Annotated in this window: 27 protein-coding genes and 3 tRNA genes; 10 read left to right on the forward strand and 20 right to left on the reverse strand. The window is 65.1% G+C overall.

Annotation, left to right across the window (positions count from 1 at the left end):
* The first annotated feature begins 7 nt into the window (after positions 1-7).
* The gene (locus tag IAQ70_RS11870; protein ID WP_190989519.1) at positions 8-514 is read left to right on the forward strand and encodes a MarR family winged helix-turn-helix transcriptional regulator; all 507 of its coding nucleotides are present in this window, start codon (positions 8-10) and stop codon (positions 512-514) included.
* A gap of 99 nt (positions 515-613) precedes the next feature.
* Here the strand turns inward: IAQ70_RS11870 and IAQ70_RS11875 are convergent, their stop codons facing one another.
* From IAQ70_RS11875 to IAQ70_RS11895, 5 genes are all read right to left on the reverse strand, one after another.
* Positions 614-1393: an enoyl-CoA hydratase gene (locus IAQ70_RS11875; protein ID WP_190989520.1), complete on the reverse strand. Its 780-nt coding sequence runs from the start codon at positions 1391-1393 to the stop codon at positions 614-616.
* Positions 1394-1446: 53 nt separating this feature from the next.
* Positions 1447-2370, reverse strand: a complete 924-nt coding sequence (gene mmsB / locus IAQ70_RS11880; RefSeq protein ID WP_190989521.1) for a 3-hydroxyisobutyrate dehydrogenase — start codon at positions 2368-2370, stop codon at positions 1447-1449.
* Positions 2363-3436 carry an enoyl-CoA hydratase/isomerase family protein gene (locus tag IAQ70_RS11885; RefSeq protein WP_190989522.1) on the reverse strand — a complete coding sequence of 358 codons (1074 nt, stop codon included), beginning with the start codon at positions 3434-3436 and terminating at the stop codon, positions 2363-2365. Before IAQ70_RS11885 ends, mmsB begins: the two co-directional genes overlap by 8 nt.
* A complete protein-coding gene (locus IAQ70_RS11890) occupies positions 3436-4935 on the reverse strand; it encodes a CoA-acylating methylmalonate-semialdehyde dehydrogenase (protein WP_190989523.1) in 1500 nt (499 codons plus the stop codon). The genes IAQ70_RS11885 and IAQ70_RS11890 overlap by 1 nt, the downstream gene beginning before the upstream one ends.
* A gap of 96 nt (positions 4936-5031) precedes the next feature.
* On the reverse strand, positions 5032-5820 hold the full coding sequence (locus tag IAQ70_RS11895) for an IclR family transcriptional regulator (protein WP_190989524.1): 789 nt from the start codon (positions 5818-5820) through the stop codon (positions 5032-5034).
* Between the two features lie 196 nt (positions 5821-6016).
* Between IAQ70_RS11895 and IAQ70_RS11900 the strand changes: the two genes are divergently transcribed.
* The 4 genes from IAQ70_RS11900 (at position 6017) to IAQ70_RS11915 (ending at position 9164) form a co-directional block, all read left to right on the forward strand.
* Complete coding sequence (locus tag IAQ70_RS11900) at positions 6017-6736, forward strand: CoA transferase subunit A (protein WP_190989525.1); 720 nt, start codon at positions 6017-6019, stop codon at positions 6734-6736.
* Between the two features lie 73 nt (positions 6737-6809).
* Positions 6810-7517, forward strand: coding sequence for a CoA transferase subunit B (locus IAQ70_RS11905; RefSeq protein ID WP_190989526.1), 708 nt, complete (start codon positions 6810-6812; stop codon positions 7515-7517).
* Entirely contained in the window at positions 7514-8698 is a 1185-nt protein-coding gene (locus tag IAQ70_RS11910; RefSeq protein ID WP_190989527.1) for an acetyl-CoA acetyltransferase, read from the forward strand. The genes IAQ70_RS11905 and IAQ70_RS11910 overlap by 4 nt, the downstream gene beginning before the upstream one ends.
* Positions 8699-8960: 262 nt before the next feature.
* Positions 8961-9164, forward strand: coding sequence for a cold-shock protein (locus tag IAQ70_RS11915; RefSeq protein ID WP_013599688.1), 204 nt, complete (start codon positions 8961-8963; stop codon positions 9162-9164).
* 100 nt (positions 9165-9264) lie between these two features.
* On the opposite strand, the gene IAQ70_RS11920 is transcribed toward IAQ70_RS11915, so the two are convergent.
* Positions 9265-10398 carry an acyl-CoA dehydrogenase family protein gene (locus IAQ70_RS11920; RefSeq protein ID WP_190989647.1) on the reverse strand — a complete coding sequence of 378 codons (1134 nt, stop codon included), beginning with the start codon at positions 10396-10398 and terminating at the stop codon, positions 9265-9267.
* Positions 10399-10559: 161 nt separating this feature from the next.
* On the opposite strand from IAQ70_RS11920, the gene IAQ70_RS11925 reads away from it, so the two are divergent.
* From IAQ70_RS11925 to IAQ70_RS11935, 3 genes are all read left to right on the forward strand, one after another.
* The gene (locus IAQ70_RS11925) at positions 10560-12362 is read left to right on the forward strand and encodes an AMP-binding protein (RefSeq protein ID WP_190989528.1); all 1803 of its coding nucleotides are present in this window, start codon (positions 10560-10562) and stop codon (positions 12360-12362) included.
* An 89-nt stretch (positions 12363-12451) separates the two neighbouring features.
* On the forward strand, positions 12452-13258 hold the full coding sequence (locus tag IAQ70_RS11930) for an exodeoxyribonuclease III (protein ID WP_190989529.1): 807 nt from the start codon (positions 12452-12454) through the stop codon (positions 13256-13258).
* Positions 13259-13292: 34 nt separating this feature from the next.
* Positions 13293-14243 carry a hypothetical protein gene (locus tag IAQ70_RS11935; protein ID WP_190989530.1) on the forward strand — a complete coding sequence of 317 codons (951 nt, stop codon included), beginning with the start codon at positions 13293-13295 and terminating at the stop codon, positions 14241-14243.
* A 37-nt stretch (positions 14244-14280) separates the two neighbouring features.
* Here IAQ70_RS11935 and IAQ70_RS11940 read toward each other — a convergent pair whose 3' ends face one another.
* The 5 genes from IAQ70_RS11940 to IAQ70_RS11960 all read right to left on the reverse strand — a co-directional run bounded on the left by IAQ70_RS11940 (position 14281) and on the right by IAQ70_RS11960 (position 18918).
* Entirely contained in the window at positions 14281-15333 is a 1053-nt protein-coding gene (locus IAQ70_RS11940) for a LacI family DNA-binding transcriptional regulator (RefSeq protein WP_190989531.1), read from the reverse strand.
* A gap of 98 nt (positions 15334-15431) precedes the next feature.
* Positions 15432-15701: a hypothetical protein gene (locus IAQ70_RS11945; protein WP_317983645.1), complete on the reverse strand. Its 270-nt coding sequence runs from the start codon at positions 15699-15701 to the stop codon at positions 15432-15434.
* Positions 15698-16594 carry a carbohydrate ABC transporter permease gene (locus tag IAQ70_RS11950; protein ID WP_190989532.1) on the reverse strand — a complete coding sequence of 299 codons (897 nt, stop codon included), beginning with the start codon at positions 16592-16594 and terminating at the stop codon, positions 15698-15700. Before IAQ70_RS11950 ends, IAQ70_RS11945 begins: the two co-directional genes overlap by 4 nt.
* The gene (locus IAQ70_RS11955) at positions 16591-17628 is read right to left on the reverse strand and encodes a carbohydrate ABC transporter permease (protein WP_190989533.1); all 1038 of its coding nucleotides are present in this window, start codon (positions 17626-17628) and stop codon (positions 16591-16593) included. Before IAQ70_RS11955 ends, IAQ70_RS11950 begins: the two co-directional genes overlap by 4 nt.
* Before the next feature lie 6 nt (positions 17629-17634).
* Positions 17635-18918 carry an ABC transporter substrate-binding protein gene (locus IAQ70_RS11960; protein WP_190989534.1) on the reverse strand — a complete coding sequence of 428 codons (1284 nt, stop codon included), beginning with the start codon at positions 18916-18918 and terminating at the stop codon, positions 17635-17637.
* A 104-nt stretch (positions 18919-19022) separates the two neighbouring features.
* Between IAQ70_RS11960 and IAQ70_RS11965 the strand changes: the two genes are divergently transcribed.
* Positions 19023-20864 (forward strand): glycoside hydrolase family 13 protein, encoded by a 1842-nt coding sequence (locus IAQ70_RS11965; RefSeq protein ID WP_190989535.1) that lies wholly within the window; start codon positions 19023-19025, stop codon positions 20862-20864.
* Between the two features lie 12 nt (positions 20865-20876).
* Here the strand turns inward: IAQ70_RS11965 and IAQ70_RS11970 are convergent, their stop codons facing one another.
* From IAQ70_RS11970 to IAQ70_RS12005, 8 genes are all read right to left on the reverse strand, one after another.
* Positions 20877-21488, reverse strand: coding sequence for a hypothetical protein (locus IAQ70_RS11970; protein WP_190989536.1), 612 nt, complete (start codon positions 21486-21488; stop codon positions 20877-20879).
* Positions 21485-22102, reverse strand: coding sequence for a DUF6286 domain-containing protein (locus IAQ70_RS11975; RefSeq protein ID WP_190989649.1), 618 nt, complete (start codon positions 22100-22102; stop codon positions 21485-21487). The genes IAQ70_RS11970 and IAQ70_RS11975 overlap by 4 nt, the downstream gene beginning before the upstream one ends.
* A gap of 23 nt (positions 22103-22125) precedes the next feature.
* Positions 22126-22506: a hypothetical protein gene (locus IAQ70_RS11980; RefSeq protein WP_190989537.1), complete on the reverse strand. Its 381-nt coding sequence runs from the start codon at positions 22504-22506 to the stop codon at positions 22126-22128.
* Positions 22503-22694 carry a hypothetical protein gene (locus tag IAQ70_RS11985; protein WP_190989538.1) on the reverse strand — a complete coding sequence of 64 codons (192 nt, stop codon included), beginning with the start codon at positions 22692-22694 and terminating at the stop codon, positions 22503-22505. The genes IAQ70_RS11980 and IAQ70_RS11985 overlap by 4 nt, the downstream gene beginning before the upstream one ends.
* A complete protein-coding gene (locus IAQ70_RS11990; RefSeq protein WP_190989539.1) occupies positions 22691-23176 on the reverse strand; it encodes an Asp23/Gls24 family envelope stress response protein in 486 nt (161 codons plus the stop codon). Before IAQ70_RS11990 ends, IAQ70_RS11985 begins: the two co-directional genes overlap by 4 nt.
* A gap of 236 nt (positions 23177-23412) precedes the next feature.
* Positions 23413-23488: transfer RNA gene (locus IAQ70_RS11995), tRNA-Phe, on the reverse strand.
* A 48-nt stretch (positions 23489-23536) separates the two neighbouring features.
* Positions 23537-23610, reverse strand: a tRNA-Asp gene (locus IAQ70_RS12000).
* Positions 23611-23701: 91 nt separating this feature from the next.
* Positions 23702-23774, reverse strand: a tRNA-Glu gene (locus IAQ70_RS12005).
* 168 nt (positions 23775-23942) lie between these two features.
* Between IAQ70_RS12005 and IAQ70_RS12010 the strand changes: the two genes are divergently transcribed.
* Positions 23943-24962 carry a PHP domain-containing protein gene (locus tag IAQ70_RS12010; protein ID WP_190989540.1) on the forward strand — a complete coding sequence of 340 codons (1020 nt, stop codon included), beginning with the start codon at positions 23943-23945 and terminating at the stop codon, positions 24960-24962.
* Between the two features lie 10 nt (positions 24963-24972).
* On the opposite strand, the gene IAQ70_RS12015 is transcribed toward IAQ70_RS12010, so the two are convergent.
* Positions 24973-25680 carry a DsbA family protein gene (locus IAQ70_RS12015; protein WP_190989541.1) on the reverse strand — a complete coding sequence of 236 codons (708 nt, stop codon included), beginning with the start codon at positions 25678-25680 and terminating at the stop codon, positions 24973-24975.
* Positions 25681-25741: the final 61 nt, after the last annotated feature.

The following is a 25741-nucleotide window of genomic DNA, read 5'->3' on the forward strand; positions in this document are numbered from 1 at the left end:
AGGAACCGTGGGAAGTCCGCTCCCCCGCGACCCGATCGCCGAAGCCCGGCAGAACTGGGAACGCCACGGCTGGGGCGATGTGGCCGCACCCATGGCCGCCATCACGGCCATTATGCGGACCCAGCAGATCCTGCTGGGCCGGATCGAGACGGTTCTCAAGCCGTTCGGGCTGACCTTTGCGCGCTACGAACTCTTGACCTTGCTGAGCTTCGCCCGCAGCGGCGCGCTGCCCATGAACAAAGCCAGCGCCCTGCTGCAGGTACATCCCACCTCGGTGACCAACGCCGTCGACCGGTTGGAGCAGGCCGGCCTGGTGGCCCGCTCCCCGCACCCCACGGACGGACGGACCACCCTGATCGAGCTCACATCCGGGGGCCGCACCATGGCAAAACGCGCGACGGCGGCACTCAACGCCGAGGTGTTCGGCAAGTCCGGTTTCGCGGACGACGACGTGGAGCACCTGCTCCGGGTCCTGGGCAACTTCCGCAAGGCAGCCGGCGACTTCACCGACTAGTCCACCGGGACCCAAGAACTCCGTCGATTGCTCCGTAACTGCCCTTTTGGCGGATCAAAACGGCAGTTACGGAGCAACCGATGGGGTCAATGGTGGGGATCAGCGGTGCTTGAATTCCGGCTGCCGCTTTTCGCTGAACGCGGCCATGCCTTCCTTCTGATCCTCTGAGGCGAACAGGGAGTGGAAAACCCGGCGTTCGAACAGCACCCCCTGCGCGAGTCCCAGCTCAAAAGCCGCGTTTACGGCTTCCTTGGCCAGCATGGCTGCCGGCTTGGACTTGGACGCAATCACCTCGGCGGCCTTCAGGGCCTCCTCCACCACGGATGCGGCAGGCACCACGCGTGAAACGAGTCCCGCACGTTCGGCCTCCGCCGCATCCATCATGCGTCCGGTGAGGACCATGTCCATGGCCTTGGCCTTGCCCACTGCGTGGGTCAGCCGCTGCGATCCGCCCATGCCGGGGATGACGCCGAGGTTGATCTCGGGCTGGCCGAACTTCGCGTTGTCGCCGGCAATAATAACATCGCACATCATCGCCAACTCGCAGCCGCCGCCCAGCGCGAAGCCCGAAACCGCCGCCACAACCGGGATCCGCAGCCGCGTCAGGCTTTCCCATCCCCGGAACCAGTCCGCCGCATACATCTCCATGTAGCCCTTTGATGACATCTCCTTGATGTCCGCGCCCGCGGCGAAGGCCTTTTCCGAGCCGGTGATCACCACGGCGCCCACGGCCGGATCAGCGTCCATGCCGGTGACGGCGGCTACGACCTCCTCCATGGTGGCCTTGTTGAGGGCGTTGAGTGCCTGTGGCCGGTTGAGGGTCACCAGGCCCACCCGGCCACGTTGTTCCACCAGAATGTTTTCGTACTGCTGCGCCAAGCCGTGCCCCTTAGGTCTGTTGGTCGTGGAAGATAAAAATGCCGTCACCAACGCTACGTGGCTGACTTGTCCCTGATGTCGGTAATGATGCCCGAGAAGTCCCGGCCTGCGCCACCTTCCGCTGCGAAGGCATCGTAGATCTGCGACGCCAACGGACCCATCTGGGCGGCAACGCCCGTGCTTTCCAGGGCATTCACGGCGAGCCTAAGGTCCTTGGCCATCAGTGCGCCGGCGAATCCGGGCTGGTAGTCGCGGTTGGCAGGGCTGGTCGGGACTGGGCCGGGAACGGGACAGTTGGTGGTCAGTGCCCAGCACTGGCCGGAGGCGTGGGCGGCGACGTCGAACAGCGCCTGGTGCGTCAGGCCGAGCTTTTCGCCGAGGACAAACGCCTCACTGACGGCGATCATGGACACGCCCAAAATCATGTTGTTGCAGACCTTCGCGGCCTGCCCGGCACCGTGCTCCCCGCAGTGCACGATGCGTTTTCCCATCAGCTCCAGGATGGGCTTAACGGTTTCGAAGTCTTCGGGCAGGGCCCCCACCATAAACGTCAGCGTGCCCGCTTCTGCGCCCACCACTCCGCCGGAAACGGGTGCGTCCACGGAGCGGTGCCCGGCCTCCAGCGCGATCGCGGCAGCCTCGCGGGCCTCGTCGACATTGATGGTGGAGCAGTCCAGGAACATGGTGTCCGGCGCCGCCACCGACAGCAGGCCGCCCGCCCCGTCCACGCCGCGGTAGAGGTCCAGGACGTGTTGTCCGCTGGGCAGCATGGTGAGCACAACGGCGGCGCTGGCCACCGCTTCCGCCGCGGAACCGGCCATGGGCACGCCGTGTGCTTTGGCTGCCTCTACCGCCGCCGGCACGGGGTCATAGCCCACCACGCTGTGCCCGGCCTTGATCAGGTTGGCCGCCATGGGGCCGCCCATGTGGCCGAGGCCCAGGAAGGCGATGGTGCCGGACGCTGCGTTCTCAGACATGGTCGGACTCCTTTGGCTGAAGATGGAGCTCACGGTCGCCCAGGGGCGCGAAGTAGCGCTCGACGTCGGCCGGTGACACTTCGGCGAGCGACGCGGGCTTCCACTGTGGATTGCGGTCCTTGTCCACCACCTGGGCGCGGATGCCTTCACGGAAGTCCGGGCCCGCAAGGGAGCGCACCCCCACGCGGTATTCCTGCGCCAGTGTTTCCTCCAATGAGAGCCCGCGCACGCGCCGGAGGGATTCGAGCGTGAGCTTTACCGCGGTGGGCGACTTCGCCTCAATGGTGGCGGCAGCATCCGCAGCCTCCCCGCCAGCTGCCTGCAGCCGCCGGAGAATCTCCTCGGCGTCGTCGGCGGCGTAGGCGGCATCGATCCACTCACGCTGTTCCGCCAGCGCCGAGGCCGGCGGTTCCTGCACAAAGCGCCCGACGGCGGCATCCGCCGTCGTGCTTTCCAGCGCTTCCGCGAGTGCCGGGAGGTTTTCGGACGGCACGAAGTGGTCCGCGAGCCCGAGGAACAGGGCGTCAGCCCCGCTCAGGTGGGCGCCGGTGAGGGCCGTGTGCGTGCCGGACTCCCCCGGGGCGCGGGACAGCAGGAGGGTGCCGCCGACGTCGGGTACAAAGCCGATGGTGGTTTCAGGCATGCCGGTGCGGGTGCGCTCGGTGACCACCCGGACCGAACCGTGAGCCGAAATTCCCACTCCGCCGCCGAGTACCAGTCCGTCCATCAAGGCCACGTACGGCTTGGGGTAGCGGGAAATGAGTGCGTTGAGCCGGTATTCCGTCGCCCAGAAGTCGGCGGTGGCGCCGCCGCCGGCCAGCATGTCCCGGTAAATGGCCACGATGTCACCGCCGGCGCACAGGCCGCGGTCCCCCGCGCCCCGGACCAGGACGGTTGCCACGGCGTCGTCGTCCGCCCAGGCCGTGAGTTGTTCGAGCATGGCTTCGACCATGCCGGCGTTCAGCGCGTTGACTGCTTTGGGCCTGTTCAGCGTGATGACGCCCAGGTGTCCGCGGCGTTCAAACAGGACCTCGGCTGCGTGCTCCGCTTCGGGGAACCCACTCATCAGCTGCCGGCCGGCATCACGAAGCTGGCGCCCTGGCGGATGCCGGAGGGCCAACGGGTGGTGACCGTCTTGGTCTTGGTGTAGAAACGGAACGCGTCCGCGCCGTGCTGGTTGAGGTCCCCGAAGCCGGAGGCCTTCCAGCCACCAAAGGTGTAATACGCGATGGGAACCGGGATGGGGACGTTGATGCCCACCATGCCCACCTCCACGCGGCTGGCGAAGTCGCGGGCGGCGTCGCCGTCGCGGGTGAAGATCGCGACGCCGTTGCCGAACTCGTGCTCGGAGCAAAGCCTCAATGCCTCGTCGTAGTCGGCCGCGCGGAGGACGCTGAGGACCGGGCCGAAGATTTCCTCCTTGTAGATCTTCATGTCCTTGGTGACGTTGTCGAAGAGCGTGGGGCCCACCCAGAAGCCGCCGTCGTAGCCGTCCACGGTGAGGCCGCGCCCGTCGGTGACCAGTGTTGCGCCTTCGTCCACGCCGGACTGGATGTAGCCTTCGATCCTGTCCTTGGCGGAGGCGGCCACCACGGGGCCGAAGTCCGAGTCCTTGTCCAGGCTGTGTCCCACCTTGAGGCCCTTGACGCGCTCAGTCAGCTTGGCCACCAGGGCATCGGCCGTTTCCTGGCCCACCGGCACAGCAACGGAGATGGCCATGCAGCGTTCGCCGGCGGAACCGTACCCGGCACCGATCAGGGCGTCGGCAGCCATCTCAAGATCGGCGTCGGGCATGATCACCATATGGTTCTTCGCGCCGCCGAAGCACTGTGCGCGCTTTCCGTGTGCGGCCGCCGTGGCGTAAATGTACTGCGCGATCGGCGTGGAGCCCACAAAACCGATGGCCTTCACCCTCGGATCCTCAAGAAGTGCATCAACGGCTTCCTTGTCCCCGTTGACCACGTTGAACACGCCATCCGGCAGGCCGGCTTCGCTGTACAGTTCGGCGAGCCGCAGCGGCACGGAGGGGTCGCGCTCCGACGGCTTGAGGATGAAGGCGTTGCCGGCGGCGAGCGCCGGACCGGACTTCCACAGCGGAATCATGGCGGGGAAGTTGAACGGCGTAATGCCGGCGACCACGCCCAGCGGCTGGCGCAGGGAATGGACATCGATGCCCTGCCCGGCGCTGTCCGAGAACTCGCCCTTCAGCAGGTGCGGGGCGTTCGCGGCAAATTCCACCACTTCGATGCCCCGCTGGATATCGCCCTTGGCGTCCGGGAACGTTTTGCCGTGCTCGGAGGACAGCAGCGTGGCGAGTTCGTCCATGTTCTCGTTGACGAGGTCCACGAACTTAAGCAGGATCCGGCCCCGGCGCTGCGGGTTCATGGCCGCCCATTCGAGCTGGCCCTTCTCCGCGTTCGCGATGGCGTTGGCCACCTCTTCCTTGCTTGCCAGCGGCAGCCTCGCCTGCACCTGGCCGGTGCAGGGGTCAAAGACATCGCTGAACCGCCCGGACGTGCCGTCGACCCGCTGGCCGCCGACGTAGTGTGAAAGCTCGTGCACCATCGAACGCTCCTTTGCATGTGGGTGTCATCCCTGAACCCGAATCTACTCGGACTTCCTACTAATTTCTAGGGGGCCTCCGGGCTGGCATGCCGGGGCTCAGACCGGCTGCGAAGCCCTCTCCGCGGGCAGCTTGGCGCTCATCCGGTGGGCTTCCTCCATGAGCAGTTTGCCCAGGAACTCCTGCCGCTCCGGGCGGAACCGGGGCTCGATTCCGGTCAGCGACAGTGCGCCCACCGGCCGGCCCTGTCGGTCGAACACGGCGGCTCCCATCCCCCAGCTGCCTTCGAGGACCAGGCCCGGGTTCACGGCATAGCCCTGCAGCCGGGTCCGCTTGAGGTTGCCGCGGACCACTTCCTTGCGGTGGCCCGTCGCGAAGGTTCCGGCATGCTGCTCCCAGCCGGACATAAGGGCGTCCTGTTCCTCGCCTGGCAGGAAGGCCATGATGGCTGTGCCTGCTGAGGCCACCCCGAGCGGAAAGCGGACTCCTTCATGCAGGACGAAGGAGCGCACCGGGAAGCTGCCTTCCTCTCGCAGGACGCAGACCGCCTCATGGCCCCGGCGGATGGAGTAAAACGCACTCTCGCCCGTCTCCTCGGCCAGCCGGCGCAGGCTGGGCCGGGCGATCTCCTCAAACGGGAAGCGGGCAGCTGCCACCGATCCCAGCAGGAAAATCTCCGGACCCAGGATCCAGTTGCCGCTCCGGGCGTCGTGGTCCAGGAGCCCCTCGCCGGCGAGGGACGTCAGGAGCCGGTGGACGGTGGGGCGGGTCAGGCCGGATTCCCGGACCAGGCCGGCGAGCGAGCTGCCCTCAGGCTTCCGGCCGACCATGCGGAGCAGGGATGCCACCCGCCCCACCACCTGCGTCCCCTGGACTGGATTTGCCATTCCGTTCTCCGCTCTCAAAGAATTGCTCCACAATGTGGACACCTCTAAGGCTAGCGTCCACGCTATGAAAGAACAGCGGTGTTGAAGCATTCGGCCCATTGACCCGCTTCCCAGCCCGCCATAGGCTCCTTCATCAAGCCCACTGTCCACAACGTGGATAACGCAGGCTCTGACCGCTCAATGACGAGGAGATGGAATGTCCAGACTTAAATCCAACGCCGCTGCTGTCCTGCAGGATCTGCTCCAGGACGGGATGACGCTCGCTGTGGGCGGTTTCGGCCTGAGCGGCATCCCGGCCGACCTGATCGAGGCTGTCCGCGATTCCGGCGTCCGCGAGCTCACCGTGGTTTCCAACAACATGGGAGTGGATGGCAAAGGCCTGGGGATCCTGATCGAGGCCGGCCAGGTCCGCAAGGTCATCGCTTCCTACGTCGGCGAGAACAGGCTCTTCGCCGAGCAGTACCTCGCCGGAAAACTTGAAGTGGAGTTCACTCCCCAGGGCACGCTGGCCGAACGCCTCCGCGCCGGCGGCGCCGGCATCCCGGCGTTCTACACCAAGACCGGCGTTGGCACGCTCGTGGCCGAAGGCAAGCCGCTGGCGGAGTTCGACGGCGAAACGTACGTCCAGGAGCGCGCCATCCGCGCCGACGTCGCACTGGTCCACGCACACACGGCTGACACGGATGGGAACCTGATTTACCGCTACACGGCCCGGAACTTCAACCCCGTGGTCGCCACCGCGGGCGCCGTCACCATCGCCGAAGCCGAAGTCATCCTCGCGCCGGGCCAACTCGATCCCAACCACATCGTCACCCCCGGGGTTTACGTCCAGCACCTGGTTCAAGCCAGCGACCGGGTCAAGGACATCGAGCAGCGCACCGTCCGCCCCCGCGCCGCAGCCCCGGTCCCCGCCTGACACTCCGGCCTGAACCGCGCGATCCGCGCACCACCCCCACGCACGCACACTTTTCGACCCCAAGGAGAACCCCATGGCCTGGACCAGGGATGAAATGGCTGCCATCGCGGCCGAGGAACTGAACGACGGCGACTACGTGAACCTGGGCATCGGCATCCCCACGCTGGTGGCCAACAACCTGCCCGACGGCGTCCGCGTGACCCTGCAGAGCGAAAACGGCCTGCTCGGCATGGGCCCCTTCCCGTATGAAGGCGAGGAAGACGCCGACCTCATCAATGCCGGCAAGCAGACAGTCACGGTCCTGCCCGGCGGGAGCATCTTCGACTCCGCCACCTCCTTCGGGATGATCCGCGGCGGCCACGTCAAGGTGGCCATCCTGGGCGCCATGCAGGTCTCCGGCAACGGCGACCTCGCCAACTGGACCATCCCCGGCAAGATGGTCAAGGGCATGGGCGGCGCCATGGACCTCGTGGCCGGCACCCCGCGCGTGGTGGTCCTGACCGAACACAACGCCAAGGACGGCACCGCCAAGATCGTCACCGAGTGCACCCTGCCGCTCACCGGTCTGAGCTGCGTGGACCGGATCATCAGCGACCTCGCGGTCTTCGACCTCGTGAAGAATGAAGACAAAACAGGCGACGGCGGCGGGCGGCAGCTCAGGCTGACCCGCCTCGCGCCGGGCGTCACCGTGGAGGAGATCCGGGAGAAGACCGAGGCCGCCTTCACGGTGGCCCTGGACTCCGACCTGGACGAGTCCGCCCTGGAAGGAGCCACGGCATGAGCCTCAAGGAACAGTTCGGCAAGGATGTCCTGCTGACCGGCTGGGGCCACAGCCGGTTCGGCAAACTGACCGACGAGACTCTCGAGTCCCTGATCGTCCAGGTGGCCACCGAGGCCATCAGCAACGCCGGCATCGAGGCCGGCCAGATCGACGAGATCTACCTGGGCCAGTTCAACTCCGGCATGATGCCGCTGGCGTTCCCATCTTCCCTGGCATTGCAGGTCTCCCCTGCCCTGGCCAATGTCGCCGCCACCCGGGTGGAGAATGCCTGCGCTTCCGGCTCGGCAGCCTTTCAGCAGGGCACGAAGTCGCTGCTGGCAGGTACCGCCAAGACCGTCCTGGTGATCGGTGCGGAGAAGATGACCCAGGCCGGGGCCGAGGTCGTGGGTGCGGCCCTGCTGGGCGCCGACTACGACATGGCCGGCCAGAACTCCACCACCGGCTTCACCGGCCTGTTCGCCGACGTCGCCAAGCATTACGAAAAGCACTACGGGCCGGTCTCCGACGTGCTCGGCACCATCGCGGCGAAGAACCACCGCAACGGGGTGGACAACCCCTACGCCCAGCTCCGCAAGGACTTCGGCGAGGAATTCTGCCGCACCGTCTCCGACAAGAACCCCATGGTGGCCGATCCGCTGCGCCGCACCGACTGCTCCCCCGTATCCGACGGCGCCGCCGCTGTTGTGCTCTCCACCTCGCCGACGGGCGGGACAACTGCACCGGTGCGGCTCGCGGGCTTCGGTCACGCCAACGATTTCTTCCCTGCCGAACGCCGGGATCCCACGGCTTTCGCGGCCACGCGCATGTCCTGGCAGCGCGCACTGGCGATGGCCGGCGTCGGGCTTGGAGACCTGGATTTCGCAGAAGTCCACGACTGCTTCACCATCGCCGAGCTGCTCATGTACGAGGCCATGGGACTGACCGAAGCCGGCCAGGGCGCCCGCGCCGTGACAGAAGGCTGGGTCTTCAAGGACGGCAAGCTGCCCATCAACGTCTCCGGCGGACTCAAGGCCAAGGGCCACCCAGTGGGAGCCACCGGCGTGTCGCAGCACGTCATCGCCGCCATGCAGCTGACCGGCACCGCCGGCGACATGCAGCTGGGCCGCGCCCGGCGGGCAGCGGTGCAGAACATGGGCGGCGTGGGAATCGCCAACTACGTCAGCGTCCTCGAGTCCGTCTAGCACCAACGCGTAGAACCAACGCGGGGTCAGACAATGCCCTTCCAGGTCGGATTATCGGGCCGTATCTGACGCCGCGTTGCAGTGTTGTGGTCCTGTCGGGGCCCAGAACATAGGCACCATTTCAGCAACAGGAGTGACAGATGATGACCGCAGCTATTGCACGGCCACCGTACACCCCCTAGGTTTGAGAGTGCGGACCACAGTTTCCGCGTCTGCCTGCCGTCCGAGCAGGACCAGAAAAGGGTTACAAAGGAAGTTAGCAATGGCAACAGGCACAGTTAAATGGTTCAACGCTGAAAAGGGCTTTGGCTTCATCGCTCCGGACGACGGATCCGCCGATGTTTTCGCGCACTACTCCGCAATCGCCAGCAGCGGTTACCGCTCCCTGGACGAGAACCAGAAAGTCGAATTCGATGTGACCCAAGGTCCCAAGGGCCCGCAGGCAGAGAACATTCGCCCGCTCTAAGGTTCTGATTAACTGCCCTGGCCGTGCTGCGAAGCATGGCCAGGGCAGTTTTTTGTTAAGCGAATAGTGCTTACTAAAGTGGGCGCTTTAGCGATCCGTACTAAACGAACGCAGATTTCCCCGTGACGGCCCGGCCCACGATCAGCGAATTGATTTCGTAGCTGCCTTCATAGGTATAAAGGATTTCGGCGTCACCAAAAAGCTTGCCCATTTCATAGTCGGTGCTTATGCCGTTGCCGCCCAGCAGCGACCTTCCCATGGCAACTGAAGAACGCGCCAGCCGGGTGCAGGTGGATTTAGCCATGGCGGCCTGGGCCATCTCGAGTTTTCCGTCCGTTTGGATCCGGGCGAGCTGTGCCATCAGCGCCAGCGACGCGGAGGCGTTGCCCAGGATCTCCGCCAGCTGCTGCTGGACCAGCTGGAAGCGCGCCAGCTCCCTGCCGAATTGCCGGCGTTCCAGGGCGTACGCCCGCGCAATGTCGAACGCGGCCAGCTGAATACCCGCGCCTTGCCAGCCCACCCAGGCCCGGGAGTCCCGCAGGAGGCCGTTGGCTTTGGCGAAGTCCGTGGCGCCCGGCAGCATGTTGGACTCAGGGATCCTGACATCATCCAGCACAATGTCGGCGTTCTGCATGATCCGCAGGCCGATCTTGTTGGCAATCTTGGTGGCCCGGTACCCCGGACGGTCAGTCTCCACGATGAAGCCCTTGATCTGCCCGTCCGCCTGGTCCCGGGCCCAGACCAGCGCAAAGTCTGCGATAGTGCCCGAGCCGATCCAGCGTTTGGCGCCAGTGATGACCCACTCGCCGCCCTCCAGCCGCGCGGACGTTTCGAGCCCGCCGGCAATGTCCGAGCCGTGCTCCGGCTCGGTCAGGGCGAATGCACCCAGCTGCGTAAACGCCGCCAGTCCGGGCAGCCACCGCTGCTTCTGCTCGTCGGAGCCCAGCGCGTCGATCATGCCCACGATCAGTTCGTTGTGGATTCCTACCAGGGCAGAGAGCGAGACGTCGGCCCGGGCCACTTCGACGTACATGAGGCCCTTGAACAGCTTCGAGGTGCCGTCCGTCTGCAGTTGCCCCAGCCCGCGCTTGCCCAGTTCAGCCACCAGCCCGAAGGGGAATTCCTCCCGGTTCCAGAAATCGATGGACGCCGGCCGTATCGTGGACTGAAGAAACGCCCGGGTGTCCAGGTACCGCTCGCGTTCGGCGGCCGGCAGGAGGTCCACAATGTACATGAGGTCGGCATCGGGAAACGGCGGGAGGTCTGTCACATCAAGCTCACGTCCTGGTGGCTGCACGGCCTACGTCCCTTCAGTCTTCCAAACTCTTGGATGTCCTAGTATATTGCAAAGGGTTGGGTATTAGTGATGCGCATCACGTGGCGAAAGGTCTCTCCTTGTCAGTGACCGATGATTTCCGGGAAGCACGGGACCACCTGCTGGCACTCCGTTCCGACTACCACCGCGCCAGGCGTGAGTTCCGATGGCCACAGTTCTCGGAGTTCAACTTTGCCCTCGACTGGTTCGATCAGATCGCCGCCGACCCTGCGAAGGCCAACAACCCCGCCCTCGTGATCGTGGAGCAGGACGGCTCGGCCACGCGCCGGAGTTTCGCCGACCTCGCCGCGCGGTCAAACCAGGTGGCCACCTGGCTGCGGAGCCAGGGCATGCGCCGGGGCGACCGGATGATCGTGATGCTGGGCAACCAGGTGGAGCTTTGGGAGCTGATGCTTGCGGGGATCAAGCTCGGCATTGTCCTGATTCCCACCACCACGCTGATGGGCCCCGCAGACCTGGCCGAACGCGTGGAGCGCGGCGAGGCTCGCTGGGCCGCCGTCGGACATTCCGATATCGGCAAGTTCTCCGGCGTTCCCGGCAACTACCGCCTCATTGAGATCGGCGAGCGCGGCACAACCGTACAAACAACAGCCACCAACACCGGCGCGCCCGGCGCCACCGCGCCGGCGCTCCAGTACGCGGATTCGACGACGGCGCCAGCCACCTTCTCAGCCGGCGCCCCCACCAGGGCGGATGAGACGCTCCTGCTCTACTTCACGTCCGGGACGACGTCCAGGGCCAAGCTGGTGGAGCACACGCATACCTCGTACCCGGTGGGGCATCTGTCCACGATGTACTGGATCGGCCTGGAACCGGGTGACGTCCACCTGAATGTCGCTTCCCCCGGGTGGGGCAAACACGCGTGGTCCAACTTTTTTGCCCCGTGGATCGCGGAGGCGTGTGTTTTTGTCTACAACTATGAACGGTTTGATGCCCGTGCCCTGATGGAGCAGATGGACCGTGAAGGCGTCACCAGCTTCTGCGCCCCGCCCACGGTGTGGCGCATGCTGATCCAGGCGGACCTGAAGCTCCTGAAGACTCCTCCCATCAAGGTGGTCTCGGCCGGCGAGCCGCTGAATGCCGAGGTGATCGACCAGGTGCAGCGCGCGTGGGGCCAGACAATCCGCGACGGCTTCGGGCAGACCGAAAGCACGGTCCAGGTGGCCAACACGCCGGGCCAGCCGGTAAAAGTCGGTGCCATGGGGCAGCCGCTCCCCGGCTACGACGTGGTGCTGGTGGACCCCAACACCGGGGAGGAAGCGGACGACGGCGAGCTGTGCCTCCGCCTTGACCACCGGCCCGTCGGACTGATGAAGTCCTACTACGGCGACGCGGCGAAGACCGCCGAGGCGTTCCGCGGTGGCTACTACCACACGGGCGACATGGCCAGCCGGGACAAACGGGGAACCATCACCTACGTGGGCCGGGACGATGACGTCTTCAAGTCCTCGGACTACCGGCTCTCGCCGTTCGAACTGGAGAGCGTGCTCCTGGAGCACCCCGCCGTGGCCGAGGCGGCGGTAGTGCCGTCGCCGGATGCGCTGAAACTTTCCCTTCCGAAGGCCTACGTGGTCCTGGTGGCAGGGCTGGAGCCGGGGCCCGAGCTGGCGGAGGACATCCTGCGGTACTGCCGTGAACACCTGGCACCGTTCAAGCGCATCCGCAGGCTCGAATTCGCGGCGCTGCCCAAGACCATCTCGGGCAAGATCCGCCGGGTGGAACTGCGGCAACGCGAGGAATCCAGGCACGCCACCAGTACCGGCGAGCCGGCCGGAAACGCGGCAGCGAACGACGCGGTGAAGGCGGCTGCCGGCTTTGGAATCGAGTACTCCGACGCAGATTTCCCGGGGCTGAAGGGCTGAAGCTCCGGGCCTGAAGGGCTACTGCTCCGGGGGCGGGCGGTGTGGCAAGGCTTTCCCCCCACCTGCACGGCCAAGGTAAGTTAGGGACTGTGAAGATTGCTACCTGGAATGTGAACTCCCTCCGTGCCCGCGCCGACCGTGTCGAGGCCTGGCTGCAGCGCAGCGACTGCGACGTCCTGGCCATCCAGGAAACCAAGTGCAAGGACGAGAACTTCCCGTGGGAGCTGTTCGAACGCATGGGTTACGAGGTGGCCCATTTCGGCGTCAACCAGTGGAACGGCGTTGCCATCGCGTCCCGGGTGGGCCTGGAAGACGTGGAGCGCACGTTCCTGGACCAGCCTCCGTTTGGCAAGGCCGGCAAGGACCCGGTGCAGGAGGCCCGTGCCATGGCTGCCACCTGTGGCGGTGTCCGGATCTGGAGCCTGTACGTGCCCAACGGCCGCTCCCTTGACGACGAACACATGCCGTACAAGATCAAATGGCTCGAATCCCTCAAGGACCACGCCCAGAGCCTGGTCACCGCGAACCCGGATGCCCAGGTGGCGCTCATGGGCGACTGGAACATTGCACCGTTCGACGAGGACGTCTGGGACATCGACCTTTTCGTCAATAACCGGTACACCCACGTCAGCCCGCCGGAACGCGCTGCGTTCCACGCCTTCGAAGAAGCCGGATTCAAGGACCTGGCGCGCCAGTACACGCCCGGGCCGGGCGTCTACACCTACTGGGACTACACCCAGCTGCGGTTCCCGAAGAAGGAGGGCATGCGCATCGACTTTGTGCTGGGCTCCCCCGCCCTGGCTGCCCGCGTCACGGGCGCGGCCATCGACCGCGAGGAACGCAAGGGCAAGGGCGCGTCGGACCATGCCCCCGTCATTGTGGAGCTGGCTGACTGATGGCCGCCGCCGGGGCCCGGGACGGGAGACTGCCATGACGGGAAACCTCTACCGGGGGCAGGCCGGCCTGCCATTCTCCTCAACGCTCCGGGTTTACGAACCGCTGGACGCCTTCCCCGAAGGACAGCGGGAAGCCATCCGGGCCGCCGGCGGACGCGCGGTCTCCCGGGCCGCCGTCGAAAACGCCGAGCTGCTGGCTTCGCTGGGCCGGATCACCCGTGCCGGCGGGGATCCTTTTCCGACCGGGCGGACGGACCTGGTCCGGGTGACCAGCGTGCCCGGTGTAACGCCACACCCCGCCCCGCAGGCAGGGGCTCCGCAGGCGGGGACGTCCGACGCCGGTGCTGCCGCCGGCCTGGGCGGTGAGTCCCGGGAGACCAGTGCCGGGCGTGTGTTGCTCTACTGTCCGAGCCAACTGGTCCTGCGCGCCGGGCTCGCCGCCAACGCGCTGATGGAAGGGATCCACGGCCCGCTGGCCGAAATGCTGATTCCGGAGGAACAGCGGGACAAACACCAGGAGCGGATCGACCAGGTCAAAGCCCGCGACGGCAGCATCCGTGTGCATACGCGTGCCTCCACGTGGGGCATCCCGTTCAGCTGGTTCTCGCTGTTTGCCGAGGGCGACCACAAGGATGTGGTGGAATCCGGCGGGCGCATCCTCACTGTCAGGGTGTGGGCTCCCATCACCGAGGCCATGGAGCGGGCACGCTACGCTGTGGCAAACCTGGCACTGGCCGCCCCCGACCTTGACATGCTGGATGATCTGGCCCAGCTGACCGAGTGGCTCGAAATGTTCCACGTCAATTCCATGGTGGAACTGGACTACGGTGCCGTGGCGGACAAGGTCTATCCGGACGAATCGCCCATGGACATCCGGCTGGGCATCGAGTGCCTCGCTGAGGGGGATATGACAGGTGCCGCGGCGGCCTACCGGCGGCTGGCCTCCCGCTGGATCCCCATCCGGCAGCTCGCCCGCGCCTCCTGACCGGAACTCCCTAGCCCCCTGGCCGAGGTGCGCTGCCTTAGGAAGGAGGCGGCGCCGTCGTACGCCTGACGATGAGCTGGTGCGGCGCGACGGCGGAGCGCACCGCCCCGGCCACACCGTTGAGTTCGTCGAGGAGCATCTTGGTGGCAAGCTCTGCCTGCTCATCCGGCCGCTGCCTCACCGTGGTCAGGCCCATGGCGTCGGCGAAATCGTGGTCGTCGATCCCCACCACCGACAGGTCCTCCGGCACGCGGACCCCTGCCCGGGCGGCTTCGAAGATAACGCCCATGGCCATTTCGTCCGAGGCGCAGAAGATGGCCGTGGGCTTGGGGGCAGGGCTGGCCCAAAGCCGCCTGAACGCTTCCTGGCCGCTGCGGACCGTAAAGTCTCCCCACTCGTCCCATTCAGGGCGCATGGGCAGCCCCTCGGCCGCCATCACGTCCGTGAAGGCCAGAATCCGCACGCGGGGAACATCGAAGTTGAGGTCCGTTTCATCGTCGCCGTGCAGGAGCGCAATGTCCCGGTGACCCAGGTCGATCAGATGCCGGACGGCGACGGAGGACGCCGCGTAGTCGTCGATCCCGACATACGCGCACTCCTCCACGTGGCCGCCCACCACTATCAAAGGAATATCGATCTTCTGCAGGTGGTCCAGCTCATCGGGGGTCAACGCCATACACAGGACCAGCAGGGCGTCAATCTGCTTGTAAACCATGGTTTTGCTGAAAAGGCGCTCCCTGTTACTGCCGTGCCCGCCCAGGTTGAAAAGGGACAGGTTGTACTGGCGCGCGTGAAGTTCCCGGTCCGCCCCCTCAATGGCCTTGGAGAAGAACCATCGGCTGACGAAAGGCGCCAGGACACCGATCGTCTTGGTGCGGCCGGTGGCCAGTCCCGAGGCGGAGGAGGAGGCCACGTAGCCCAAGGCACCGGCAACCTCCAGGATCTTCTCCCGGGTGGCGGGCGAAACCCTGGGCAGCCCGCGCACAGCCCGTGACACTGTCGCAGTGGACACTCCGGCGGCCGCAGCCACGTCCTCAATGCTGACGCCGCTGTGGCCGCCGCGTTGCGACCTCTCGGTGATGCGTGCCACAGTACCCCCTCGCCGGCTGTTGACAGCTCCTTGCTGCCTGCTGTTCGGGCGGCCACAGGCCAGTCTATTCTGCCCAGCTCCGAGCTCCCGATCAGCCCCTACTTCTTACGCGTGGCGGTCCTCGCGGGCAGGCGCCGGCGGAGCCGGACCATTCCGTAAAGAGCCACCAGCACAGCCAGCAGGCCCAACGCCCAGCCGAGGGCCGGCTGGACGGTGACCTCCATCCAGACGGTGACCACCAGCAGGACCACCGCCCAGAAGCCCAGGAATCCGATAATAATGTCGAAATCCTCGCCGGAACGGGCCCGCCGGTGTTCGCTGCGGACCAGCCCGTGGTTCTGCTCGCCGTCCGCAGCCGCGCCTTTCACTTGACGGCACCCGCGGTGAGGCCGGCAACAATCTTTCGTTGGAAGACCAGCACCAGAATCACCAACGGAATAGTAACGATCGTTCCCGCGGCCATGATGGCCGTGTAGGGGATCTGGTTCGGCTGGGCGCCAGCGAAGCTTGCGATGGCAACCGTTACGGGCTGGGTGGCATCGCTGGACAACTGGCTGGCGATCAGGAATTCATTCCAGGAGGAAATAAACGCCAGGATTGCCGTGGTGAAGATGGCGGGCGCGGCCAGGGGCAGAATGACCTTCCGGAACGCCTGGCCCTGCGTACAGCCATCCACCCGTGCCGACTCCTCGAGCTCCCACGGCATTTCGCGGAAGAAGGAGGTCATGGTGTAGACGGTCAAAGGCAACACGAAGGAAATGTTCGGGATGATCAGTGCCTGGTAGGTACCCATCCAGCCGATGTTTGTGAAGAGCTGGAACAGCGGGGTGATGAGGGCTACGCCCGGGAACATGGACGCTCCCAGGATGAAGCCCAGCACCAGAAACTTGAACCGGAAGTTCAGGCGGGCCAGGGCGTAGGCGGCAAAAACACCGATCAGCAGGGACACCACGGTGACGACGCCGCCGATGAACACGCTGTTGAGCAGGGCCTGCCCGAAGTGGTTACCGAAGGACGTGTCAAACGCGGTGTTGAAGTTGTCCAGCGTGACATGGGTCGGCAGGATCGAGGTGTCGTAGGTAAAACCGACCTCGCGGAACGCGGTCACCACCATCCAATAGGCCGGCGCCAGGCACCAGATCAGGACGACGACGGCGCTGACGTAAGTGCGGCCCTGTGCCCACTTTTCCTTGTTCTGGGCAGCCTTCCGGCCTCTGTCCTGCTGTGCCCGGAGGTCGGTCGCGGCCGTGGCGGCGCTCATTTCTTCCCCTTACCGGTGGCTCCGCTTTGTTCCACGACGTTCGCCCCCAGGAAGCGCACAAAGATGAACGCAACCAGGAAGATGATGATGAAGGTGATCGTGGACAAAGCTGCCGCCGCGTTGAACCCTTGCCTGATCTGGTTGATGACCAGGATGGAGAGCGTGGTGGTGTTGTTTGCACCGCCTGTCAGGATGTACGGGAGGTCGAACATCCGCAGTGCATCGAGTGTGCGGAAGAGGACAGCCACCATAAGCGCCGGCTTTACCAGCGGAAGAGTGATCATCCGGAACCGCTGCCAGGTGGTGGCACCATCAACCTTGGCAGCTTCGTAGACATCGGCGGGAATCATTTGCAGGCCGGCAAGGATGAGCAGCGCCATGAAGGGCGTGGTCTTCCAGACGTCCGCGATGATCACAGCCCACTTGGCCGGCCATTCACTGCCTGTCCAGAGGATGCTGGTGTTGAAGAGCTTGTTGGCGATGCCTTCGAACGCGAAGATGAACAGCCACAGCTTGGCAGTCACCGCCGTGGGAATCGCCCACGGAACCAGGACTGCTGCACGGACCAGGCTGCGGCCCCGGAATGTCCTGGCCATGATGAGAGCCATCCAGAAACCGAGTACCGTCTCCAGCGTCACTGTGACTACCGTAAAGAAGAACGTTGTGGCCGTGGCCGACCAGAACTGGCCTCCGAGGGTTCCAGGCGGGCAGGCAACTGTTCCGCCACCGGGAGCCGCGCACTGCTGGGCAAGCCAGTTGACGTAGTTTTGGAAGCCTGCCGGGCCGCCGGCGGTGAACAGCCCGGTGACCGGATCGAGCCCGGCGTCTTTTTGGAATGACATCACAATGGCGCTGATGATCGGGTAAACAATCACGACGGCCAAGGCGATGATGGTGGGAGCAAGAAGCCAGGTGGCCCACTTGCCTTGGCTCAGGATTTTATTGTCCTCACCGACCCCTTTAGGTCCGTGATGGACGGGGGTACCGCCCGACGCCGGTGACTTTACCGGCGTCGGGCCCAATTCGGTTGCCATGACCGGCTACTGTCCCGCGCTAGCGGATTCGATGGACTTTTGCATGTCTGACAAAGCAGATTCCACGGTTTTCTCCCCCTTGATGGCAGAGTAGGCATTTTCCTGGATGGCCTTGGTGACTGCCGGGTAGAAGGGCGTCACCGGGCGCGGCACGGCATTCTCGATGGAAGTCTTCAGTACCGGAAGGTACGGAAGCTTGGCGACGAGGGCCTGGTCGTCGTACAGCGAACCCAGGACGGGGGCCAGCGAGCCCTGGGTGGCGTAGAACTTCTCAGTTTCTTCGGAGGTCATGAACTTCAGGAAGTCGAGGGCGGTGGCCTTGTTCTTCGAGTAGACGCTGACGGCCAGGTTGTGGCCGCCGAGGGATGAGGCGCCGGGCCCGTCCTTGCCCGGGAGGGCAGCCATGCCCAGGACGTCCTTCACCTTGGAGGACCCTTCAGAGACGGCCAGGTTGTAGACGTAGGGCCAGTTGCGCAGGAACAGGAGCTTGCCGTCCTGGAATGCCTGGCGGCTCTCTTCTTCCTTGTAGGTGATGGCTTCCTTCGGGATGTTTCCGTCGGCATATGCCTTCGCGAGGTTTTCCAACCCTGCCTTGGCTTCACCCGTGTTCAGGCTGGGTTTGCCGTCTTTGTCCAGCACGGAGCCGCCCGAGGAGTTGATGGCCTCCGAGGCGTTGACTGTCAGCCCCTCGTACTTGCTGAATTGGCCCGCAAAGCAGCCAATGTTGTTTGCCTTGGCGATGGAGCACATGCCCATCATTTCGTCCCAGGTTTTCGGCGCGGTGGGAACCAGATCCTTGCGGTAGTAAAGGATGGCGCCGTCGGAGGTCTGCGGGGCCGCGTACAGCGTCCCCTTATAGGTGCCGCTCTCGACAGTCGGTTTGAGCATGGCGCTGGTGTCGATCGCCATCTTGTCCTTGAGCGGCTGCAGCCAGCCCTTGGCAGCGAACTCGGCCGTCCATACAACGTCCACATCGACGACGTCGTAGCCGGCGTCCTTCGCCTGGAAGTGCTGGACGATGTCGTCATGCTGCTGGTCGGCCTGGTCCGTCTGCTCCTTGAAGGTGACTTTCTCATTCGGGTGCGCGGCGTTCCACTTTTCGACCAGAGGACGGACCACGTTGCTGTTGTCCTTGCCTTGGACGTAGGTGATGGGGCCGCGGCCGTCGAGGCCCTGTTCGGCGTCGCCGCCGCCCCCGCCCGTGGTACCGCCGCCCCCGCCACAGGCGGAGAGGGTTATTGCCAGGATGCCGGCGGCGGCGGCGGGCAGTAGGAACTTAGGGGATTTCATGTAGGAGACTCCTCGCTGAGTTTTCGAGCAAATCGGCGGTGCGTTTGAAGTGGTGAGCATCACACTAGTAAGGTTGCTGCGAGAAATGCAAGCGTTTACACGCAATGTTTACGGAAAGGATACCTTTGACAAACAGACCAGTGCCCGATGCAGATTCGTCCACTCAGGCCTGGTGGACGAGCGCCGTCGTATACCAGATCTACCCGCGCTCGTTCGCCGACGCTAACGGCGATGGAATGGGGGACCTCAAGGGTGTTACCGCGCGATTGCCCTATCTCAAACGGCTCGGCGTGGATGCCATCTGGCTGTCACCGTTCTACAAATCCCCTCAGGCGGATGCCGGCTACGACGTCGCGGACTACCGCCAGGTGGACCCACTTTTCGGGACACTGGCCGACTTCGATGCAATGCTCGGGGAGGCCAACTCTTTGGGGTTGAAGGTCATCGTTGACCTCGTGCCGAACCATACATCGGACGAGCACGAATGGTTCCAGGAAGCACTTGCGTCGCCTCCCCGATCTGAACACCGGGACCGGTACATGTTTCTGCCGGGTAAGGACGAAGTGTTGGGCTCCGGCGATGGAAACCTGGCCCCGAACAACTGGAGGTCGATCTTTGGCGGACCCGCATGGAGCAGGATCACCGAAGCCGACGGCAGGCCGGGCGACTGGTACCTGCACCTTTTTGATGCCAAGCAGCCAGACCTAAACTGGGACAACGCCGAGGTCAAAGAGGAAATGCGCTCCGTATTGCGTTTTTGGCTTGACCGTGGCGTGGCTGGATTCCGTGTTGACGTTGCCCACGGCCTGGTCAAGGAACCGGGATTGCCGGACTGGGAAGGCGTCACCGCCATGGTGGAAGGCACTGCGGAGGCCTCGCACACACGACACGTGCCGCCGGGCGATGCCCCCGGGGCGCACACAGAGGCTCAGGAACCCCACCGGGCCGTGTCGCCGCAGTACCCTCCGTCACCGTTCTTCGACCAAGACGGCGTCCATGACATATACCGCGACTGGAACCGTGTGCTGGCCGCCTATGACGGCGATCGGATGATGGTTGCCGAGGCGTGGGTGGAACCGGCGGAACGGTTGGCCCGGTATGTCCGCAAGGACGAAATGCAGCAGGCGTTCAACTTCGATTTCCTCCTCGCCGGGTGGGACGCGGAACGCCTGGCAGAAGCCATCGAAGATTCCCTCCGTGCCGACGCGTCTGTCGGAGCGCCCTCCACCTGGGTGTTGAGTAACCACGACACCGTCCGCCACAGCACCCGGTTCGGCCTGAAGGATCCCACCACCTTCCCGAAAGGCATCGCTGCCGCGGATGAACAGCCGGACGCGGCCTTAGGACTGGCGCGTGCCCGCGCCGCTGCCCTCGTTTCCCTTGCGTTGCCGGGCTCCGCCTACATCTACCAAGGCGAGGAACTGGGCCTCCCCGAGCACACGACGCTGCCGGACGAAGCCCGGCAGGATCCCACTTTCTTCCGCACCAATGGCGTGGAAGTCGGCCGCGACGGCTGCCGGGTGCCTCTCCCTTGGAAGGCAGACGAACCCGGTTATGGCTTCGCGGAGGCTTTCCCCGGTGAAGGCGGGCGTGACGCCGTCGGTCCGGCCGCGCCATGGTTGCCCCAGCCGGAGTCCTTCAGGGACCTTGCTGCCGATAAGCAGGACGGCATAGCGGGTTCCACCCTGGAGCTGTACCGCTCGGCGCTCGCTTTCCGCTCAGCCAACGGTCTGGGGTCGGGAACGTTTGAGTGGGCTGACGGTCACCAACCGGCCAAGGGTGTGCTGGCTTTCAACAACGGCAGGGTCCTGATCGTCAGCAACATGGGGACAGGGGCCGTGCCGGTCCCGGCTGGATATGCGGTGGCTCTCATGAGCGCGCCGAGGGCCAGCGGGGCCGTGGCCGAAATATTTCCGAACTGCGCGGCCTACCTGACTATCAAATAGTTTCCGCGCACACTACCGGACGCGCTCGGCCCTGCTGAACCGCGTCCGGGCCCCGGCGCCGATGTGGATCAGGACAGGCGTGGGTTTTCCGACCACGGCGTCCAAGGCCGACACGAGGGCAGCGACTTCTGCTGCCAACAGATGCGGCGCGACGCCCTGGCGCGGTTGAAGCCTGATTTTCAGGGCAGGGGTGCCGTGGACGTCGTAGGTGGCCACGGTGGCGCCGGCAAGATCCGGCCGTTCCGCCAGGGCATGCTTCAGCGCCTGCTCGGCGACTCCCCCGCTGATCCGCACGTCTCCGGGGACCGTGCCGGGATCGAGGTCGGCGACCAGCAGGTTGCTCCGGCCTTTGCCCTGCTGGGCAATCCAGGCAACCATGAGGCCAATCAGGATCACCAGTGCGATGGCCATGATGATCCACAACCAGCTTTCGGGGCGACCCGGAAAGCGGGTGCTGTCAAAGGCCTGGTTCAGCCCGCTCCAGGCCGCACCCGACCAGGTGTGCCACCACGTTCCCACCGGGGGAACGGTGGCCAGCAGGACCAGGAGGATACCCACCGCCAGCAGTTTGAATCCAAGAATCCCGATCAGAATCCGATTCAGAAGCGAGGGGGTGCTGGTCATGCGCCAATCACCCCTGCGGAGGAAACGTTCACGCGGACTTCCGGTAGCGGATCCAGCGACATCTCACGCAGTTCGTCTTCGACGGCGGCGAGCACCGCTTGCTCCGCTAGCGGAATTCCTGAGGTGGGCCGCACATTCACGATGACCTGTCGCTGCGAAACCACCACCATGACCTGTTCCGGAGTGACATTGGCGGCAAGCCTGGCACTGCGGGCCAGGGCCGACGCGATGACCTCGTCATCCACCACCACGGCGGTTGAGTCGGCGCCGTTCAGTACGTGCCGCGCCCGCCTGCCGGGCAGTACGGCGTTGAGCAGAAAAAAGAGGCCCACCATCGCAACCACCGCGCCCCCGGCACCGAGCAACAGCGGCGGCAGGCCCGCCGGCAGGGCGACGATGCGTTCTGCAGCCAACTGGGGTTCAATCAGCCAGGCCGGTTGCCCAATGGCGTGCACGGCCGATTCGAGCAGGCCATAGCCCGCGAGCCCCATCACCAGCACGGCCGCCACCACGGACACCCCGGCCCGCGATGAATGCGTCTCCCGGCGCACCACCCTGCGGATGTCCAACTGACGGCCGGCAGGCGCGGGGGCGGCTTCCCCGGGGCCCGCCAAGTGCTCATCTACCAACTTGTGGCTCACTGGACCCTGCCTCCCTCGCTTGGCTTGACGCCACTGATCCGGATATCCACCCTGCTCAGTTGCGCGCCGCTCAGCACTGTGACGGTGGACAGGATCCTGCTTTTTGCCTCTACCGTCCTGTCCCAGATGGGCCCGCCGAACGCCGCGACTTTGCCGGCATCCCGCAGCACGGCAGTCAGCGGCGGGATCCTGATGGGTGAGACAAGCGCCAGAGCCAGCAGGCCGTCGTCGTCCGACCAGTCCGCCCGCACATCGTGCGCTTCCACCCCCAGTGCCTCGGCGGCCGCTGCTTTGGCAAGGCTGGTCAGGGCCTGTGTGCTGATCCGGTTATGACCATTCAGCCCCTGTGCAGCAATGGAGGGTGCGGCCGCGGTCATGATGACGAGCGCCGGCCGATGATTGCATCCAGGACGCCGCGCAGGTCCAGTTTCCCTTCCGCAGCGCGGCCCAGGAGGGCCCCGATGGCCATGAAGAGGAGCGAGATCAGGAAGCCCCACAGCCCGAACTGGAAGGACATAAACGCCACGAACGCGCCTACGGCAATGCCCACTACGGTCAGGTTCACAGCAGTGCCTCCCGCTCCGTGGTCACAGGTGCCGCTGCCTTGGGCGGCGGCGCCACGTAGACATCGGATATTTCGACATTCACTTCAATGACCTGCAGGCCAACAAGTTCCTCGACAGCGCGATACACCGATGCCCTGACCTGGTCGGCAAGGGAGTGGAGTGGTGTGCCGTACGAGGCGACGAGGCTGATGTCCACGGCCACCTGGGTCTCGCCCACCTCGGCACGGACACCGGCGGCATGGTCCGAACTGCCAACGGCGTCCCGGATGGCACCAAGCGCCCGTGACGGAACGGAGCCCAGGGAATAGACGCCGGGCACGGCGCGGGCAGCAATGCCGGCGACTTTTGCCACGGCGGTTTCCGCGATCACCGTGCGGCCGTGGCCGGGCACAGGTGAGGTGCTGGCCAACTGGCTGGCTGCAAGCTGGCCGGCAGCCAGCTGGCGCCCGGCCGCTTCGGGTTGTGGGTTCTGGTATTCCATCAGGCACTTCCCCTTCTGTTGTTCCCAACCCTATCCCCTGGCCGTGACAACCTGCTGGAATTCCCGGCCCTCCGGTTGCAGGCTATCCCGTGGATTGGCGATTCCCCCTCGCGTGGACTTAACCCCGTGAAAGCCGCGGGGGAATGGACCAGGCGGCGGGGAATTTGCGCGGCGGTCCACCCGCCTCCCGGGTTAAAGAAGAAAAGCACCAGTTCCGAAGAACTGATGCTTCCCAGTGGTGGCTCCGACCGGCGTCGATCCGGTGACCTTTCGATTTTCAGTCGAACGCTCTACCAACTGAGCTACAGAGCCTAGGTGACATGTCACCATGACCGCCGAAATCTCTTCCGACAACCAGAGCGACCCTGACGGGACTTGAACCCGCGACCTCCGCCGTGACAGGGCGGCGCGCTAACCAACTGCGCTACAGGGCCTTGCTTTTCTTGCTTCGCAGTATGACTACCGCGTTTTTTCAAGGCTTCCAGCTTACCAGACAATTTCTGCCTGCCTGACCAGTTCCTTGCGTACCCCCAACGGGATTCGAACCCGTGCCGCCGCCGTGAAAGGGCGGTGTCCTAGGCCGCTAGACGATGGGGGCCAGAACCCGTTCGGAACAAAAGAAAAGGCTTTGAGCCGAAGCCCTCAGTCTTTGTCGTTTGCTGTTTCCCCGAACTGGACTCTAAAACTATAGGGCCTTGTACGGAATATTCCAAAATCGGGCCGCGAAGGCCTCAACGAAGCGGCAGGAACAGGCGAAGATGGACAGATGGATGCCGTCGCTGCGCTCAATGAGATCGCCTTTTGGCTGGAACGCGAACGCGCTGCCACCTTCAAGGTGCAAGCTTTCCGGAAGGCGGCCGGAGTCATCGCCGCACTGGATCCGGCCGAAATGGCAGCCCGGGCCCGGGACGGCAGGCTCAAGAGCATGAAGGGTATCGGGGACAGGACATACCAGGTGGTCCGCCAGGCCGTGGACGGCGCGGTCCCCGATTACCTGGAGGACTTACGCCAGCGCGGCTTGGCGCCGCTCGCCGACGGCGGGGCTGAACTCCACGCCTCACTGCGCGGTGATCTCCACAGCCACAGCGACTGGTCCGACGGCGGATCCCCCATCCCGCTGATGGCTGCGGCCGCGAAGCTGCTGGGCCGCGAATACCTGGCCCTCACTGACCATTCCCCCAACCTGACCATTGCCAACGGGCTCAGCGCGGAGCGCCTCACCGGGCAGCTCGACGTGGTGGCGGAGGTCAACGCCGGCAATACGAACGGGTTCCGGCTACTGGCCGGCATCGAGGTGGACATCCTGGAATCCGGCGAGCTGGACCAGTCGCCGGAGATGCTGGACCGGCTGGACGTTGTGGTGGCCAGCGTCCACTCGAAACTCCGTGCTGACCGGATCACCATGACGGAACGGATGCTCGCCGGCATCCGTGATCCGCACACCAATGTTTTGGGCCACTGCACCGGACGTCTCGTGGAAGGATCGCGGGGCACCCGGCCCCCGTCCGAGTTTGATGCCAAGGAGGTGTTCGCTGCCTGCGCCGAAAACAACGTGGCCGTGGAGATCAACTCGCGGCCTGAGCGGCAGGACCCGCCGGACAACCTGATCCAGCTGGCCCTCGACGCCGGCTGCCTGTTCTCCATCGACAGCGACGCCCACGCTCCCGGGCAGCTGGACTTCCTCCAATACGGGGCGGCCCGCGCGGCCCTGAACGATGTTCCTGCTGAGCGGATTGTCACCACGTGGCCCCTGGAGCGGCTTCTGGCATGGGCAGCGAAGGGCTGACGCAAGCGGGCTACTTAACCGCGGCGGCCAGCTTCTGCCGAAAATCCTGTTTCGTGGTCAGGGTCAGCTTTTCCCCATTGAGGAAGAACGTCGGGGTGCTGGTCACGCCCAAGGCCGTGCCGTCCGCCATGTCAGCGCGGATGCGTTCCTTCGTGGCGTCAGCTGCCACCGTGGCATCGAACGCCGCCAGGTCGAGGCCCAGTTCCTCGGCGAAGGTCCGGAACAGCGGTCCCTGCGATTCGCGTTTTCCATGCCACTGGTCCTGGGTTTCAAACATCTTCGCGGACATCGCCTCAAACTTGCCCTGCTGCGCGGCACCCTCCACGGCCAGCGCGGCCGTGCCGGAGTTCGGGTGCGAGGACAGCGGGAAGTAGCGGTTGACGAAGGTGATCCTGTCGCCAAATTCCTGTTTCAGTTCCTCCACGAAGGGATGAATGGAGCGGCATGCTTCGCATTCGAAGTCCAGGAACTCCACCAGCTGTGCCCTTTCAACCGCGGGGGTGGTGAGCCGGTGGCTGTCCGTCCGCACCAGTTGTTCGGTGCCGGCAGGGCCCGCGCCCGCGGGAGGCGCCGGGGCCGGTGCGGGCTTGTTCAACGTCAGCATCGCGTACCAGGCACCGCCTGCGACCACGATGACGCCGAGCAGGATCCAGATGACCAGGCGGATCCGTTTTGCCGGGTCCGGCGCGGACCCGCGGGAAGTTGAGGCTGTGACCATAAACCGCATCCTAACCGAGACCGCGGTATCACCGGCCCATTTTCGGGCCGGGGGCCCGTGG

This window comes from Pseudarthrobacter sulfonivorans, assembly GCF_014712225.1.
Taxonomy (GTDB): Bacteria; Actinomycetota; Actinomycetes; order Actinomycetales; family Micrococcaceae; genus Arthrobacter; species Arthrobacter sulfonivorans.